Source organism: Rhizobium leguminosarum, assembly GCF_001679785.1.
In the GTDB taxonomy this organism is placed as follows: domain Bacteria; phylum Pseudomonadota; class Alphaproteobacteria; order Rhizobiales; family Rhizobiaceae; genus Rhizobium; species Rhizobium leguminosarum_R.
On the sequence record NZ_CP016286.1, the window covers coordinates 1,849,106 to 1,864,895 of the forward strand.

At 62.2% G+C, this 15,790-nt stretch carries 16 protein-coding genes; 6 read left to right on the top strand and 10 right to left on the bottom strand.

Annotated features, from left to right (window positions below; all coding sequences use genetic code 11):
- Positions 1-1,536, top strand: coding sequence for a sensor histidine kinase (locus tag BA011_RS09270; RefSeq protein ID WP_065280228.1), 1,536 nt, complete (start codon positions 1-3; stop codon positions 1,534-1,536).
- Positions 1,537-1,640: 104 nt separating this feature from the next.
- Here BA011_RS09270 and BA011_RS09275 read toward each other — a convergent pair whose 3' ends face one another.
- Both BA011_RS09275 and cobT read right to left on the bottom strand, forming a co-directional pair.
- The gene (locus BA011_RS09275) at positions 1,641-2,030 is read right to left on the bottom strand and encodes a diacylglycerol kinase (RefSeq protein WP_020050291.1); all 390 of its coding nucleotides are present in this window, start codon (positions 2,028-2,030) and stop codon (positions 1,641-1,643) included.
- Positions 2,031-2,169: 139 nt separating this feature from the next.
- Complete coding sequence (gene cobT, locus BA011_RS09280; protein ID WP_020050292.1) at positions 2,170-3,186, bottom strand: nicotinate-nucleotide--dimethylbenzimidazole phosphoribosyltransferase; 1,017 nt, start codon at positions 3,184-3,186, stop codon at positions 2,170-2,172.
- 156 nt (positions 3,187-3,342) lie between these two features.
- Here cobT and BA011_RS09285 point away from each other — a divergent pair, with 156 nt between their 5' ends.
- From BA011_RS09285 to BA011_RS09305, 5 genes are all read left to right on the top strand, one after another.
- Positions 3,343-4,125: an adenosylcobinamide-GDP ribazoletransferase gene (locus BA011_RS09285; protein WP_065280229.1), complete on the top strand. Its 783-nt coding sequence runs from the start codon at positions 3,343-3,345 to the stop codon at positions 4,123-4,125.
- A gap of 18 nt (positions 4,126-4,143) precedes the next feature.
- Positions 4,144-4,362: a DUF1289 domain-containing protein gene (locus tag BA011_RS09290; protein ID WP_065280230.1), complete on the top strand. Its 219-nt coding sequence runs from the start codon at positions 4,144-4,146 to the stop codon at positions 4,360-4,362.
- Positions 4,359-5,060: a TIGR02281 family clan AA aspartic protease gene (locus BA011_RS09295; protein ID WP_065280231.1), complete on the top strand. Its 702-nt coding sequence runs from the start codon at positions 4,359-4,361 to the stop codon at positions 5,058-5,060. Before BA011_RS09290 ends, BA011_RS09295 begins: the two co-directional genes overlap by 4 nt.
- Before the next feature lie 166 nt (positions 5,061-5,226).
- A complete protein-coding gene (locus tag BA011_RS09300) occupies positions 5,227-5,664 on the top strand; it encodes an EamA family transporter (RefSeq protein WP_065280232.1) in 438 nt (145 codons plus the stop codon).
- Between the two features lie 123 nt (positions 5,665-5,787).
- A complete protein-coding gene (locus BA011_RS09305) occupies positions 5,788-6,711 on the top strand; it encodes a LysR family transcriptional regulator (RefSeq protein ID WP_065280233.1) in 924 nt (307 codons plus the stop codon).
- Here the strand turns inward: BA011_RS09305 and BA011_RS09310 are convergent.
- From BA011_RS09310 to BA011_RS09345, 8 genes are all read right to left on the bottom strand, one after another.
- Positions 6,674-7,411 (bottom strand): SDR family oxidoreductase, encoded by a 738-nt coding sequence (locus BA011_RS09310; protein WP_065280234.1) that lies wholly within the window; start codon positions 7,409-7,411, stop codon positions 6,674-6,676. The two genes, BA011_RS09305 and BA011_RS09310, sit on opposite strands and share 38 nt — an antisense overlap.
- A 108-nt stretch (positions 7,412-7,519) precedes the next feature.
- Entirely contained in the window at positions 7,520-8,281 is a 762-nt protein-coding gene (locus tag BA011_RS09315) for an ABC transporter permease (protein WP_065280235.1), read from the bottom strand.
- Entirely contained in the window at positions 8,278-9,204 is a 927-nt protein-coding gene (locus BA011_RS09320) for an ABC transporter ATP-binding protein (RefSeq protein WP_065280236.1), read from the bottom strand. The genes BA011_RS09315 and BA011_RS09320 overlap by 4 nt, the downstream gene beginning before the upstream one ends.
- A gap of 534 nt (positions 9,205-9,738) precedes the next feature.
- Entirely contained in the window at positions 9,739-10,686 is a 948-nt protein-coding gene (locus BA011_RS09325; RefSeq protein ID WP_065280237.1) for an IS110 family transposase, read from the bottom strand.
- Between the two features lie 300 nt (positions 10,687-10,986).
- Positions 10,987-12,600, bottom strand: coding sequence for a glycoside hydrolase family 43 protein (locus BA011_RS09330; RefSeq protein ID WP_065280238.1), 1,614 nt, complete (start codon positions 12,598-12,600; stop codon positions 10,987-10,989).
- Positions 12,601-12,694: 94 nt separating this feature from the next.
- Positions 12,695-13,726 (bottom strand): L-glyceraldehyde 3-phosphate reductase, encoded by a 1,032-nt coding sequence (gene mgrA, locus BA011_RS09335; RefSeq protein ID WP_065280239.1) that lies wholly within the window; start codon positions 13,724-13,726, stop codon positions 12,695-12,697.
- Between the two features lie 153 nt (positions 13,727-13,879).
- On the bottom strand, positions 13,880-15,013 hold the full coding sequence (locus BA011_RS09340; protein WP_065280240.1) for a Gfo/Idh/MocA family protein: 1,134 nt from the start codon (positions 15,011-15,013) through the stop codon (positions 13,880-13,882).
- A gap of 9 nt (positions 15,014-15,022) precedes the next feature.
- The gene (locus BA011_RS09345; RefSeq protein ID WP_065280241.1) at positions 15,023-15,784 is read right to left on the bottom strand and encodes a sugar phosphate isomerase/epimerase family protein; all 762 of its coding nucleotides are present in this window, start codon (positions 15,782-15,784) and stop codon (positions 15,023-15,025) included.
- Positions 15,785-15,790 lie beyond the last annotated feature (6 nt).

Consider the following 15,790-nt stretch of genomic DNA (forward strand, 5'->3'; position numbering starts at 1 on the left):
ATGAGTACCGGCGTAAGCACATCGACCGACAAGATCATCGTCGACAGGTCGCGCAGCCACCGCAACAAGGCCGTTTCCAAGGCCGTGCGGCAGACGCGCGAACGTCTTCAGTCCGGTCATGCGTCAAATTCCTCCTTCGATCGTGACGTGCTCAACATGTACGTGGCATCGGTGCTGCAGGGCGCGACGATCATGCCGCTCTTCGTCGTCATCATCACCGCGCTTGGCGTCTATTTCACCCAGAATACGCAATTGCTCTTCTGGGCGCTGCTGACGCTCACCTGTCACGCCGGTAATATCCTGCTGGCGCGGCGCGCCCGCCGGCAGGAAATCACCTCCGAGAACGCCCGCAAATGGCGCCGCCTGCTGCTGCTCGGCCAGTGCCTGCTCGGCTGCTGCTGGGCCGTCTTCGCGCTGCAGGGCTGCGACACCTGCGATCCGTCGAGCTTCATTCTCTATAAGGGCGCTACGCTGCTGATCGCGCTCTCCGTCACGGCCATGTCGAACTTCATGCTGACGCCCGCCGTGCTCGCCGCCTTCTCGCCGGCGGTCCTGGCGCTTGCCGCCAAGAGCGGCCTGTCGCGCGACCTGCTCGAAATCAGCCTCACGGGGCTCTTCACCACCACCCTCGTCTTCTTCAATTATATCAGCGACCGGCTCTTCAAGTCGAACCTCAGAATCCTTTCCTACCAATCGGAGAAGGACGACCTGATCGCCGAGCTGGAAGTGGCTAAATCGATGTCGGACGAGGCTCGCCGTCGCGCCGAAGAGGCAAACCTCGCCAAGTCCCGCTTCCTTGCCTCCATGTCGCACGAACTCAGAACCCCGCTCAACGCCATCCTCGGCTTTTCCGAGGTGATGTCGGCCGAGGTCATGGGGCCGCTCGCCAATCCGACCTACAAGGAATATGCGGGCGACATTCACCGTTCAGGCCAGCATCTCCTCGATCTCATCAATGAGATCCTCGACCTGTCGCGCATCGAGGCCGGCAAATACGAGCTGAGCGAGGAGGCGATATCGCTGCTCGATATCACCGAAGATTGCATCGGCATGGTCCAACTGCGCGCCCGCGCCAAGAACATTGCCATTTCGGACCAGTTCGAGCGGCAGCTGCCGGCCATCTGGGCAGACGAGAAGTCGATGCGCCAGGTGGTGCTCAATCTTCTCTCCAATGCCGTCAAGTTCACGCCGCAAGGCGGCGAGATCCACGTCAAGGTCGGCTGGACCGCCGGCGGCGGCCAGTACATCTCGATCAAGGACAATGGCCCCGGCATTCCGGAAGAAGAGATTCCCGTCGTCCTGTCGGCCTTCGGCCAGGGCTCGATCGCCATCAAGAGCGCCGAACAGGGCACCGGCCTCGGCCTGCCGATCGTCCAGGCGATCCTTGCCAAGCATGACGGACAGTTCCTGCTAAAATCGAAGCTTCGCGAGGGCACCGAGGTCATCGCTATCTTGCCCGCCAAGCGCGTGCTCCAGAGCCTGCCGGCCGTCGAGGAGGCTCAGGCCGTCGCGCGCAAGCGCAAGAGTTTTGCCTGATTCAGCGAAAGCATGATGCCGAAAAGTGTGAGCGGTTTTCGGGCAACATCATGCTTCAATTTTTAGACTTGGATCCGGATGACACCGGCCGATCCAGCGTGAAATCATCCGGATCCAAAGAACAGGTGCTTGCCGAGGACGAAGCCGAGATAGAGGCAGCAGGCGGCGATCATGCAGGTCACCGCGAAGGAGCCGAGATCCTTGGCATGTTTGCCGACGATTGAAATCTCCGGTGAAATCCGGTCGATCACCTCTTCGACGGCGGTATTCATCGCCTCCATCGAAAAGAGCCCGAGAAACAGAAGCACAGCGACGACGATCTCGCCCGCAGTAGCTCCCACCAGCGCCAGCGCCGCGATCGAAACGACGAAGAAGCCGAGTTCCTGGCGGAAGGCCGCCTCTTTCAGCACCCGCAGGAAGCCCGCCCAGGAATAGCTGGCAGCGGCGATGAAATGCCGAAGTCCGGTCTCTTTCGTCACCGCAGGCTTCGTCAAGATGCCTCCTCCTCTTCCCGTTGCATCACAGACCGGGAGAGGCTTTGCCGTCTCCTCTTTGATGAGCGAATACGCAAATACCGAATCCACTTGAGGCGCGCAAGCGAACGCGTGCGGATCGACGGCGCCGACCGCGGCCTTAATGCTTATTCGACACACCTGCCTGGGCGAAGGTCGCCATGCCGGAATGACAGGCGGCGGCCGCCTTGACGATACCGGCGGCAAGCGCCGCACCGGTGCCTTCGCCGAGCCGCATGCCGAGCGCCAGAAGCGGCGTCTTGCCGAGCATCTCGATCGAGCGCAAATGCCCGGGCTCGCCGGAAACATGGCCGATCAGGCAATGATCGAGTGCCGACGGATTGGCGGCTTTCAGGATCGCCGCCGCCGCGGTCGCGACATAACCGTCGATCAGCACCGGGATGCGTTCCATGCGCGCAGCAAGGATGGCGCCGGCCATCGCCGCGATCTCGCGGCCGCCAAGCCGACGCATGATCTCAAGCGGATCGTCGAGATGGTCGCCATGCAGCGCCACCGCCTTTTCCACCGCCGCGATCTTGCGCTCCAGCATTTCGCCTTCCGAACCGGTGCCGGGTCCCACCCAGTCGCGCGCCGAGCCGCCGTAGAGTGCATAGTTGATCGCCGCAGCAATCGTCGTATTGCCGATGCCCATCTCGCCGATGCAAAGCAGATCGGTGCCGCCGGCGATCGCCTCCATGCCGAAGGCCATGGTCGCGGCGCAATCGCGCTCGGAAAGCGCTGCCTCCTCGGTGATGTCGCCGGTGGGATAATCGAGGGCCAGATCGAAGACTTTCAGCCCGAGATCATAGGCGACACAGATCTGGTTGATTGCAGCACCGCCGGCTGCAAAGTTCTCGACCATCTGTTGCGTCACCGTTGGCGGAAAGGGCGTGATTCCCTGCCTGGTGACGCCGTGATTGCCGGCAAAGATCGCCACCAGCGGCCGGTTGACGGCAGGTGTGCGGCCGGTCCAGGCAGCAAGCCAGAAGGCGATTTCCTCGAGCCGTCCGAGCGCGCCCGGCGGCTTGGTCAGCTGCGCGTCACGTTCGCGCGCCGCCACCAGCGCGCGGGCATCCGGCCCCGGCAGGTCACGGAGCAGGGTACGGAAATCGTCGAACGGCAGGCCTGAAACGCTCATCTGTGCGGTTTTCCTATGAATCCGGGTATTCTTGTTTTTTTCCCGCAAATCAGCTTCTTTGCGGGTGGCCACTCTCTTAAAGCGGGCGGACGAGGCGAACAACTCCAAAAGCGCCGCCGCGACCATAAGCCGAGACCTCCGGCAGAATGAAGCAGAATGAAGATCAAGGACTATGCGGTCGATACCGCCCGCGCCGTCGCCTTCCTCAGCCGCATTCCCATGCCGCAATCGCTGTTCAAAGGTTATGACGGCAGGCTCGGCCGGCTGGTGCGCGCCTTTCCCTTTGCCGGCATCGTCATCGGCTTCATCCCCGCACTCGCCCTCCTCCTGCTTTTGGGGCTGCGTGCGGACCCGCTGATGGCAGCCCTGATCGCGCTTTCCGTCCAGGTCCTCGTCACCGGCGCGCTGCACGAGGACGGTCTGGCCGATACGGCCGACGGCATCGGCGGCGGCAAGAGCCGCGAACAGAGCCTCCTCATCATGAAAGATAGCCGGATCGGCACCTATGGCGCGATAGCGCTGATCCTCTCCTTCGCGATCCGCGCAGCCGCGATTGCTGTGATCGCCCGCCATTCCTCGCCGCTCACGACAGCCCTCGCCATTCCCGCCGTCGCGGCTCTCAGCCGCGGCGCCATCGCCTGGCACTGGCAGCGGTTGGCACCGGCAAAGGCTGATGGCGTGGCCGCCTCGACCGGCCAGCCGGACGAGGCGGCGATGCAGTTTGCGCTCGCCTCAGCCGGCCTCGTCGCGGCGCTTCTGATCTGGCCCGCATTCGGCCTGCGGCCGCTGGTCGCAAGCCTGCTCGCCACCGGCATCGCAGGGCTCGCCTTCACTGCTTTCATCCGCCGCAAGCTTGCCGGCCACACCGGCGATACCTTGGGCGCAACGCAACAAATTTGCGAGATCGCCACTCTTTGCGCCCTTGCCACGGCTCTTTGAAACTCCGATATATCCTTCATGCAAACACCCTGCATTCACCTCTGCTCCCTGGAGCCCAGCACCGGATTATGCGCCGGCTGCGGCCGGACTCTTCAGGAAATCTGCAGCTGGACGAGCTATTCCGACGCTGAGCGAAGGCGGATCATGACGCTGCTGCCGGCAAGGCTTGCCGGCGCCGCCACGGTGCCGAACCATATGAAAACGAGCCTCGCCGGTGGGCCGGAGCGGCCTTTATGATCCGTTTGACCGTCTTCCTAGTCGTGATCGGCATCGGCCTTGCCGTGCTGATCCTCAACAGTGACAACAGCCGGATCCTCGGTCTGCAGAGCGATGACTTCGGCCGCGTCGTCTATCTGCTGCCGATCGCGCTGATGCTGTCGGCCGGCATCTGGGCGAGCCGGCGCAGCGTCGGTGAAACGATGCGCCAGATGATGATCTGGCTGGTCATCATCCTGGCGCTCGTGACCGTCTACCTCTATCGCCAGGAAGCGCTCGGCGTCGGCAACAGGCTGCTCGCCGGCCTCGTTCCCGGCCGCGCCGTCGTCGTCACCACAAGTGAGGGCGGCCAGGAGATCATTCTGCACAAGCTGCTGAACGGCCATTTCCAAGCCGATGTCGCGGTAAATGGCCAGACGATCGAGATGCTCGTCGATACCGGCGCCAGCATGGTGGCGCTGTCGCGCGAAGATGCCGAACGGATCGGCATCGATCTCTCCCGCCTCACCTATTCCATGACGATCATGACAGCCAACGGCCGCGGCCGCGCAGCACCTGTCACGCTCGACCAGGTAGCGATCGGCCCGATCGTCCGCAACAATGTCGCAGCCAGCGTTTCCGAGGATGGCCGGCTCGACCAGAGCCTGCTCGGCATGAGCTTCCTGGAAACGCTGGGCTCGCTGCAGATGCAGACCGACGAACTCCGCATGCGCGACTAATTGCGGTTCCGCCGCTTTACGGCGACGACCGGATCTGGCAGCTTGAGCGGAAGAACAACAAGACCACAAAGAGCAAAAAGAAACTCCTAGTCTGGTGGCACCACATGTTCGGCCGGCCTTCGCCTCAGGCGAGGCCTTGACCTATGGGTGCGACAGGAGTTTTGCAATGAATTCACTCTGGCCGATCGTCATCGGCGGCGTTCTGCCCGCCCTGTTCTGGGGCATTACCGCCATCTTCCAGAAGCAGAGCGCCACATCAGCCACCGGCTCCGCCGTCTACCTGATCGCCTTCGGCGCTGCCTGCGCGCTTGCCGGGCTGATCGCCGCACTCATCTGGCGCCCTGCCCCCTGGACCGCCGAAGGTCTCGGTTTTGCCGCCCTCGCCGGCGCCTGCTTTGCCGTCGGCACCGGCCTCATCAGCTTTGCGCTTTTCACTTATGGTGTCCCCGTCTCGAAACTCGCCCCAATCTGGAGCTGCAACGTGCTGATGACACTGGCAATCGGCGCCGTCTTTCTCGGCGAAGCCTCCGAACTCGACATCGTAAAGCTCGTCGCCGGCACCCTCCTCATCATCTCCGGCGCCCTTCTCGTCAGCAGCGCCTGACGGGAACTGATGCAATACGCAGCAGGTGAGCAGTTCGCCGCCACATGCTCCTGCGTTGCAGCGCCTTCTGCTTTGTTGATATCCTGCGTCAAGGCGCCACTGCGCGCCGTACCGGAGCCCGACATGAACCCACGACAATTGAAAACATTCCTTGCGGTGATCCGGCACGGAAATCTCACGCGCGCCGCTGCCGAGGTCAATCTCGCTCAGTCGAGCCTCAGCGACCAGATACAGGCGTTGGAAGAGGAAGTCGGCGCAGACCTCTTCCTCCGCTCTCGCCAGGGCGTTGTCCCGACACCCGCAGGCGCAGTCCTCAAAACCTACGCAGAGGAGATACTGGCACTGAACGAGGAGGCGAAAGCCAGCGTCAGTGCTGCAGCCGGCAACGCTGGACAGTCCATCACCTTGGGGACGCTCGAAACCATCGCCGCCGAAAGGCTGGCGCCGTGGCTGTCACTCTTTCGCAAGAAGAACCCAGACGTCGGCCTCAAGCTCAAGGTCGGCGGCAGCGGCGAATTACATGCGCAATTGCAGCAGGGCTCGATCGATATCGCCTTCACCTTCGATCGGGGGCAGCAGAATGAGCGCTTCCTGACACGCCGCATCTGCAGTGAACCGCTGGTGCTGATTGCCGGTCGCGATTTTCAAGCCCGACCACCCGCAAGCCTCGCGGCACTGAGCACCGCACCCTTCGTCGCCACCGAAACCGGCTGCGTCTACCGTTACCTGTTCGACACGGCCTTTGCCGAAGCACACATTGCAGCACCATCAATCGTCACCGAAGCCGACAGCATCGCGACGATCGTCCGGCTCGTCGCATCCGGCACCGGTTATGGCCTCGTGCCGCGCCTTGCGGTCGGCCCAGCCGTGACGAGGGGCAACGTCGTCGAACTGCCATGGCCGGGCAAACCACCCGCAGCCTCGCTGGTGATGATGTGGCGGCGCAGGCGCATGCAGCCGCCGACGCTTGCCCTCCTGCTGCAATCGGCAAGCGAAGAACTCTCGCCGCTCAGACCAGCCGGTGCCCGCCTTCGACATGCAGGATAGTGCCTGTCGTAAATCCGTTGCCGATCAGGAAGCGGATCGCATCGGCAATATCATCGGGCCGTCCAACGCGTCCGGCCGGCAGGCGCTCTGCCATCGCATCAAGTGTCGCCTGCTTGGCGTCGCCGGCGACGAAGCTCCAGATCGGCGTATCCACCCATCCGGGTGACACCGCGTTGATCCGGATCGGCGCCAGTTCGACAGCAAGCGCCCTGACCAGGCCTTCGAGCGCCGCATTGACGGCTGCGACCACTGATCCACGCGCCGCCGGCCGGTAGGCCGCGACACCTGACGTATAAGTAATCGATCCTGAGGGCGGCAGATGGGCGGCACTATATTTCGCCAGTAGCAGCGGCCCGTAGAACTTGCTTTCGACCACCCTTTGCGCCGCCGCAAGTTCGATTGACGGCAGCAGCTGATAGGCACCCTTTATGTCGGCCGCCGTGCTGACGATATGATCGACCGGCCCGCTATTGCGGAACAGCGTCGCGACCTCCTCCTCCCGCGATATATCGACGGCGTGAGTCTTGAGTTTCGGATGCTCGCCGAGATCGCGGCGAGCCGCCGCAAGCTTGTCTTCGCTGCGTCCTGCGATCGTCACCATAGCCCCTTCCCCGAGCAGCCGCCTCGCCAGTGCCAGCCCCATTCCGGAACTGCCACCAACAATCACGATCTTTGCGCCTTCGATCCTGATATCCGTCATCTGCCGTCTCCTTCTTGGCTGACGCAGCAGATGCCGCGGATCACAGCAGAAGAAAAACGGAAGAAACCGATGGCGTCATCGGATTTTCCGATGGTTCGGGTGAAATAGTCAGTTGCGGAGCCGATAACCTGTCTTGAAGATCCAGGCGAGTGTTCCTAGGCAGATCACCAAGAATCCTGTGATCATCGCCAGGCTGATCGCTGGGTTGACGTCGGCAATGCCGTAAAAACTCCAGCGGAAGCCGCTGACGAGATAGAGCACCGGGTTAAGGTGACTGACTGCCTGCCAGAAGGGCGGCAGCATGCTGACGGAATAGAAGCTGCCGCCGAGGAAAGTCAGCGGCGGCACGACCAGCATGGGAATGAGGTTCAACTGCTCGAAATTACCGGCCCAGATGCCGATCATGAAGCCGAACAGGCTGAAGGTGATCGCCGTCAGCAGGAAAAACAGGATCATCATGAAGGGATGCTCGATCCTGACGTCAACGAAGAGATTGGCGGTCAGGAGGATAATGAAGCCGATGATCATCCCCTTGGTCGCCGCCGCCCCGACATAACCGAGCAGGATCTCCGTCATCGCCACCGGCGCCGAAAGCACCTCATAGATCGTGCCGGTGAATTTCGGGAAATAGATGCCGAAAGAGCCGTTGCTGATGCACTGGCCGAGCAGCGTCAGCATGATCAGGCCGGGCGTGATGAAGGCGCCGTAGGACACACCCTCCACCTCCTGGATGCGTGATCCGACAGCGGCACCAAAGACGATGAAATAGAGCGAGGTCGAAATGACGGGCGAGATGACGCTCTGCAACAGCGTGCGGCGCGTGCGCGCCATCTCGAAGAAATAGATCGATTTGACGGCCTCGATATTCATTTTCCCGCTCCCACCAGCGCCACGAAGATGTCCTCGAGCGAGCTTTGCCGCGTCGACAGATCCTTGAAATGGATATTATTCTCACCGAGCCGGGTCAGCAGTGCCGCAATGCTTTCCTGTTCGTTGCCAGCGTCGAACTCATAAGTCAGCCGGTTGCCGTCCGCTTCCAGCGTCAGTCCATTGCCGGCAAAACAGTCCGGCAGGCGGCTCAGCGGTTCGGTGAGATCGAGGATGAGCTGCTTGCGGCCGAGCTTGGCCATCAACGCTGCCTTGTCCTCGACGAGCAGCAACTCACCGCCGTTGATGACGCCGACGCGGTCGGCGATTTCCTCGGCCTCTTCAATATAATGGGTGGTCAGGATGATGGTGACACCGGAGGCTCGAAGCTCTTCGACGACATGCCACATGTCCTTGCGCAGCGTCACATCGACGCCGGCGGTCGGCTCGTCGAGGAAAAGGATATCCGGCTCATGGGAGAGTGCCTTGGCGATCAGCACCCGTCGCTTCATCCCACCGGAGAGCTGGCGCAGCATATTGTCCTTCTTGTCCCAGAGCGAGAGCGCGCGCAGCACCTTCTCGATATGCGCAGGATTGGCTTTCTTGCCGTGCAGCCCGCGCGAAAAGCTGACTGTATTGAACACCGTCTCGAACTGATCGGTGGTGAGCTCCTGCGGCACCAGCCCGATCATCCCGCGGGTGGCGCGGAAATCCTTCACGACGTCGTGGCCGGCGACCAGCACCCGGCCGCCGCTCGGATTGGCGATGCCGCAGATGATCGAGATCAGCGTCGTCTTGCCCGCGCCGTTCGGCCCGAGCAGCGCCAGAATCTCACCCTTTTCGACGTCGAGATTGATGCCCTTCAGGGCCTCGAACCCATTGGAGTAGGTCTTGGTGAGGTTCTGAACGGAAATGATGGGGGCCATGCGGGACTCTTGCGGATTCTCGGAGTTTACTTCGGCCCGCTATATAGTCCCTTTGTAACGCTTTAACATCCTTAAGCGCATGAACACTGCATTCGCGTGCTGCCAACACGGTTGGCCCAATGGCGTAGGCGACCCACTGACGCAGGTGACGTAGCCGGCATCGGGTTTTCGCGAGAAGCCGACCTGGCCAGCGAAAAGAAAAGGCGGCAGCTAGTCTCAGATGTCATCATCCGGTGATATTCGTGCCCGATAACAGAACCGAGGCCAGCACCGGTATCCGCCCCGCCGCCCACTCCTTTGCGGAGCCGTTTCGGGTGTTCTCGTTGCGCCTTTTTTTGCTGCCTCGGCTTGTAGTGAAAGTTATTGTTCAGTCACGAAGTGCTTGGAACCGGCCAGTATCCCCTGTTCAGCCGCGTTCGCCTTAGCCGGCCCTGTGCCGGCTTTCTTTTTTCGACAATCCGCCATCTTCGCCCTGCCTGACGTATCCAAGGCGCCAGTGGCCAGCCCCGTCCTTCGAGGCCCATGCGGGGCACCTCAGCAACCGTGTTGTTGGGGCTGGTTCCATGGGGTTCGTCTTTTAAGAATGGTGTTGATCATGATGATGAGCTTTCGCATGGCGGCGACGATGGCGACCTTGGGCGGTTTGCCCGCGTCGCGCAGCCTTTTGTGGAAGGTCTTGATGGCCGGGTTGCAGCGGATGGCCGAGAGGGTAGCCATATAGAGGGCGCATCGGACGGTGGCGCGGCCGCCGGCGATATGGCGTTGTCCACGCCATGTGCCGCTGTCGTGAGCCATCGGCGCAACACCGACGAGGGCTGCGAGCTTCTTGTCGTCGATGGCGCCGAGTTCGGGCAGTTCGGCGATGAGCACGGCGGCACCGACCTCGCCAATGCCTGGCACGGTCAGCAGCAGATTGCGGCGTGCGGCCATGTCGGGCTCGGCCTCGATGGCAAGCGCGATGGCGGCATCGACGCGGGCGAGCTGGGCCTTGAGGGCGGCGAGGGTCTCGCCAATCAGCGCTGCGACGGCCTCAGGCGCATGCTCGAGGCGGTTCTTCTCGGCGACCGCCATGTCGATGAGTTGGCGACGGCGGGTGACAAGCGCAGCAAGCGCGATGCGGCCGTCGTCGATATGGGGGATCTGTGCCGGCCGCATCGCTCTGGCGAAGTGGAGAGTGACGCGGGCGTCGACCTGGTCGGTCTTGGCCAAACGACCGCTGGCCCTGGCGAAGTCGCGCACCTGGCGGGGATTGACGACGGCGACGGGAATACCGGCGGCCATCAGCGTTCTGACGATCGCCATCTCGTAACCGCCGGTCGCCTCGACGACGACAAGCTCTGCGCCGGCCACTGCCGTTGCGAGCGCGGCACAGCCTGGCGCATCGTTGTCGAAGCGGACAACGGCGCGTTTGCCCTCGACGGCCACGTCGAGATGGGCCTTCGAGACATCGATACCGACCATGAAAGATTGCTGAATATGCATGACTGCTCCTCCTTGCAACGCGGGCTCGAAGCCCAACCAACCGTTCGAGCGAAGACATGGCGACGGAGATGCTTGCTGAGGTACGAGTTCAAGACCCAAGGATGACACGCATCCCCGCCGCGCAGCCCTTTTATACAGCAACGGCAACGTACAAGGATGAGGCTGGAGACAGGATAGCGGATGACAGCCGAGTTCATCAGCCTCGTAGCCGCACGGCACGCCGATCAGCCCTCATCCTGAGGTGCGGAGGCCAGAGGCCGAAGCCTCGTAGGACGGGGCGGGTGACTTGGCGCCCGTCCCTCACAGCTCGTCGTAATTGAACCAGTCGAAATCCGCAGCCTTCGCCCGACCTGACGTATCGAAGGCAAACACGCCGGCGAAGGCGCCGGTGAAGGAGCCGTGTTCGCCGCGTCCGCCCTCGTCTGAGATCACGCCGGCATCGAGGACCGGGCCGATCGGTTGCCAGGCGCCCTTGCCTTCGGTCTGCCAGAAGAATTGCAGATCGTTCTCCCGGATTTCCATGGCGAGCTGGACGCGGCCCTCGGCGGCAATCGCCACGCCGCTTTCGGCGGGAAAACTCAGGCGTCCGTTCGGGTAGTCGCCGTTGCAGGAGAGGATCGTCACGCAGCGGCCGAGTGTTTCGTGCAGCGTCACCGCAACGGCGTGAAATTTATGGCGGTTGTAGTAGTGCGTCAGCCCCGCCACCTGCTGATAGGTGTCGGGCGAGAATTCGACCACGGTCTCGGCGCGGAAACTGTGATGCTCCTGGCGGCGAGCGACCAGCGACTGTTCGAACCAGGAGCCGATGCTTTCGCGCGCAATCAGGCGCAGATGGCCGGGACGATCCGCCAGGTTGAAGATGCGCGCGGGCTCCGGCGTGCGCAGCCATTGGAAATCGGCGGGCAGCGCGCCACCATCGAAGCCGTATTCGCTGCGCATCGGCTTTTCCACCGGCACCGCGCCGAAAAGGCCGGGCACATCGACATCGGGCACTGAGGTGCCGTTTTCGAGGTACAGCCAGTCGTCGTCGCGCCAGACGCACTTTTGCAGGGCGGTCTCGCGGCCCAGCGTGCAGCGCCGCTTTGGCGGCAGCGGCCGGCCGCAAAGATGGGTGTGATAGGCCTCGCCCTCGGGCGTTTCGACGTACTGGCCGTGCCCTGCCCGCTGCAGCACCGCGCCCGGATGGTCCTTCGAGGTAATCAGATGCATGTTCGGATGCATCTCATAGGGTCCGTCGATATTACGCGACCGCGCCATGGTGACGGCATGGTCGTAGCCGGTGCCGCCCTCGGCGGTGGTCAGATAATACCAGCCGTTACGTTTGAAGAGATGCGGACCTTCGACGAGGCCGAGCGGGCTGCCGGCGAAGATGTTCTTAATCGGCCCCTTCAGCGCCTTTGCCGCCGGGTCCCATTCCTGCAGCAGGATGCCGTCAAAGGCCGGCGATTTCGGCGAGCCGCCATAGCTTTCGGTCCGGTGGTTCCACTGCATGTTGACGAACCACTTGCGGCCGTCATCGTCGTGGAAGAGCGAAGGGTCGAAGCCGGAGGAATTGACATAGGCCGGCTCGGACCATTCGGCCTCGATCGTGGGTGCCGTGACGATGTAATTCGGCGCATCCTTGAAATTGCCGTCGTAGCGCTTGACGTTGGTATAGACCAGCCAGAACTGCCCGTCGGCATAGGACAGGCACGGCGCCCAGATGCCGCAGCTATCGGGATTGCCGCGCATGTCGAGCTGCGATCTGCGCTCCAGCGGCCGGCGCACCAGCGTCCAGTTCACCAGGTCACGCGAATGGTGGATCTGCACGCCCGGATACCATTCGAACGTCGAGGTAGCGATGTAATACTCCGCGCCGACGCGGCAGATCGACGGATCGGGATTGAACCCGGGCAGGATGGGATTGCGGATCATGACAGGGTCTCCTCCGACCGGCGGTGCTTTGCTGTACGTACATCAGATTATAGCAGAAAAAGGCCCGGAAGACTTGCCTCCGGGCCTGAGATGACTATTCGCGTTCGGCGGACTTGGCCCAGAGGTTGATGTCGGCCTCGCGGGCATAGACGTCGATCTCAGCAAGCTCCTCGACACTAAATTCGAGATTGTCGAGCGCCTTGACGCAATCCACGATCTGCGACGAGCGGCTTGCTCCGATCAGCGCGGAGGTCACGCGGCCGCCGCGCAGTACCCAGGCGATCGCCATCTGCGCCAGAGTCTGGCCGCGCCTTTCGGCGATCTCGTTGAGCTTGCGGATATTGTCGATGATCGAGGGGCGGATGTAGTCGCGCTTGAGAAAGTGGTTCTGCGCCGCGCGGCTGTCTTCGGGAATGCCGCCGAGATATTTCGTCGACAGCATGCCCTGGGCAAGCGGCGAAAAGACGACCGAGCCCATGCCGACCTCTTCCAACGTATCGAGCAGCCTGTCGTCCTCGACCCAGCGGTTGAGCATCGAATAGCTCGGCTGGTGGATCAGGCACGGTGTGCCGAGATCCTTCAGGATCTTTGCTGCTTCACGCGAGCGCTGCGAATTATAGGAGGAAATGCCGACATAAAGCGCCCGGCCGGAACGGACGATATGGTCGAGCGCGCCGCAGGTCTCTTCCAGCGGTGTTTCCGGGTCGAAGCGGTGTGAATAGAAGATGTCGACATAGTCGAGGCCCATGCGCTTCAGGCTCTGGTCGCAGGAGGCGATCAGATACTTGCGGCTGCCCCATTCGCCGTAAGGGCCGGGCCACATGTCGTAGCCGGCCTTGGAGGAGATGATCAGCTCGTCGCGAAGCCCGACGAATTCGGTGCGCATGATTTCGCCGAAAGCGGTCTCGGCGCTGCCGGGCGGCGGGCCGTAATTGTTGGCGAGGTCGAAATGGGTGATGCCGAGGTCGAAGGCCGTGCGGCACATATCGATTTTGCGGTCATGCGGCGTGTCGCCGCCGAAATTGTGCCAAAGGCCGAGCGAGACGGCCGGCAGCTTCAGGCCGGAACGGCCCGTGCGGTTATATTTCATTTTCGAATAACGGTCTGCGGCTGGTTGCCAGCTCATGAGACTCTCCTTGATAAAAATATCTGTCTAGTCGTCATGCCCGGCCCTGTGCCGAGCATCTGCCATCCTGTTTGCAGATCCTCGGCACGAGGCCGAGGATGACGTTTCTGGCGGGGTGCCTCGCGATCCAGTGAGATCCCCGGCATCTTCTTATCACTTCAAAAGCGCCTGCGCTTCTTCGATGCCGAGGGCGGCCGGTTGCGTGCAGGTTGTGGTCAGGTCGATGAAACGGCCCTCTTCGCCTGACTTTAGGATCGAGGTCATGACGTCGACGCCGTGCAGCGTGCGGTCGAGCGAGCAGCGCGCATCGCGGCCCTCGATCAGCGACATCGCCATGTCGGCCAAGCCGGCGGTGCGGTAGTTGGCGCGCGATCCGCTCGGGCTTTCCTGGTTGATCTTGCCGAATGGATGCTCCCAGGCATCGAGCGGCTTGATGTCCTTGTCACGGCCGCTTGCCTCGACCACGCCGCCGAAGAAGTTCGGATCCGGCACGTAGAGCGAGCCGTCGGTGCCGTAGAGTTCCATATTGGCATGGCGGTGCGACCACACGTCCCAGCTCGCCGTCAGCGTCACCGTGGCGCCGTTGACGAATTCGAGCAGCGCCTGGATCGTCGTCGGCGTCTTGACCGGGATGATTTCACCGTTGCGCGGCTGGCTGGTGATGGTGCGGGTCGGCGACGCCATCGAGGTCATGCCGCCGACACGTTTGACCGGGCCGATCAGGTTGATCAGGTTGGCGATGTAATAAGGGCCGAGATCAAGGATCGGGCCGCCGCCCGGCAGGAAGAAGAAATCCGGGTTCGGATGCCACATTTCCATGCCGGGGCTCATCACGTAGCAGGCGCCCGAGGTCACCCGGCCGATGCCGCCGTCGTCGATGAACTTGCGTGCGAGCTGATGGGCGCCGCCGAGGAACGTGTCGGGGGCGCAGCCGACGGCGAGGTTCTTTTCCTTGGCGATGCGACGAAGCTCCTCGCCCTCTTCGAGCGAAAGCACCAGCGGCTTTTCGGAATAGACGTGTTTTCCGGCCTCGAGGATCGCCTTCGATACCCGGAAATGCGCATCCGGGATCGTCAGGTTGACAACAACGTCGATCTCGTCATTGACGAGAAGCTCGTCGATCGTCTGCGCTTTGACGCCATATTCCTTGGCGCGCGCCTCGGCCGCCTGCACGTTGATATCGGCGCAAGCCAGCACCTTCAGCCCCTTGAAGAGCGGTGCCAGCGAAAAGTAAGTGGTGGAGATGTTGCCACATCCGATGATGCCGACGCCAAGTTCCCTGGTCATGATGAAGCCTCAATAGGTCTGGAAGGATGCGATCGAGCGGCTGATATTGCGGTCGATGTCATTCGGGTTATCGTGTTCGACGACGTAGTGCTTGGCCTTGGTGGCGCGCAATGCCGTCATCAGCCTGGCCCACTCAACCTTGCCGTGACCGACATCGGCCCAGCCGTCCTCGTCCTTCGCTTCGCCGGCCGGCGCGATGTCCTTGACGTGCACGGCGGTGATGCGGGACCCAAGCTTCTCGACCCAGACGAAGGGATCGGCGCCGCCGCGGATAACCCAGGCGATGTCGGCTTCCCAGGAAATATCGGGCGCGCCTTCGAAGATACGCTCGATCGGCCGCGAGCCGTCCTGCAGCTTGAAGAATTCGAAATCATGATTGTGCCAGCCGAATTCGTAGCCGGCAGCCTTGTAGGGCTTGGCTATCTCCTGCAGACGCTTGCCGAAGACGACCCAGCCGGCGGCGTCGGAGGGCCGCTGGTCAGCGGCCAGATGCGGCGCATAGATCGAATCCATGCCGAGAATCTTGGCAATGTTCAGCGACTTCTCGACTTCCTTCTCCAGAAAATCAGGGCTGAAATGGCCAGTCGCCATGACCAGGCCATTCTTGTCGAGGTCGGCGCGAAGGCTCTTCAGCCCGGCATCGTCGAGATCGGCATAGATGCCGCCGAAGCCCTCGACTTCGGCATAGCCAGCCTTGCCGAGCTTTTCGAAGATCGCCGAATAGGGCTGGAAGTTGCGGGCGCTATAGAGCTGGTAGCTGAGTTTCGTCATCATGTT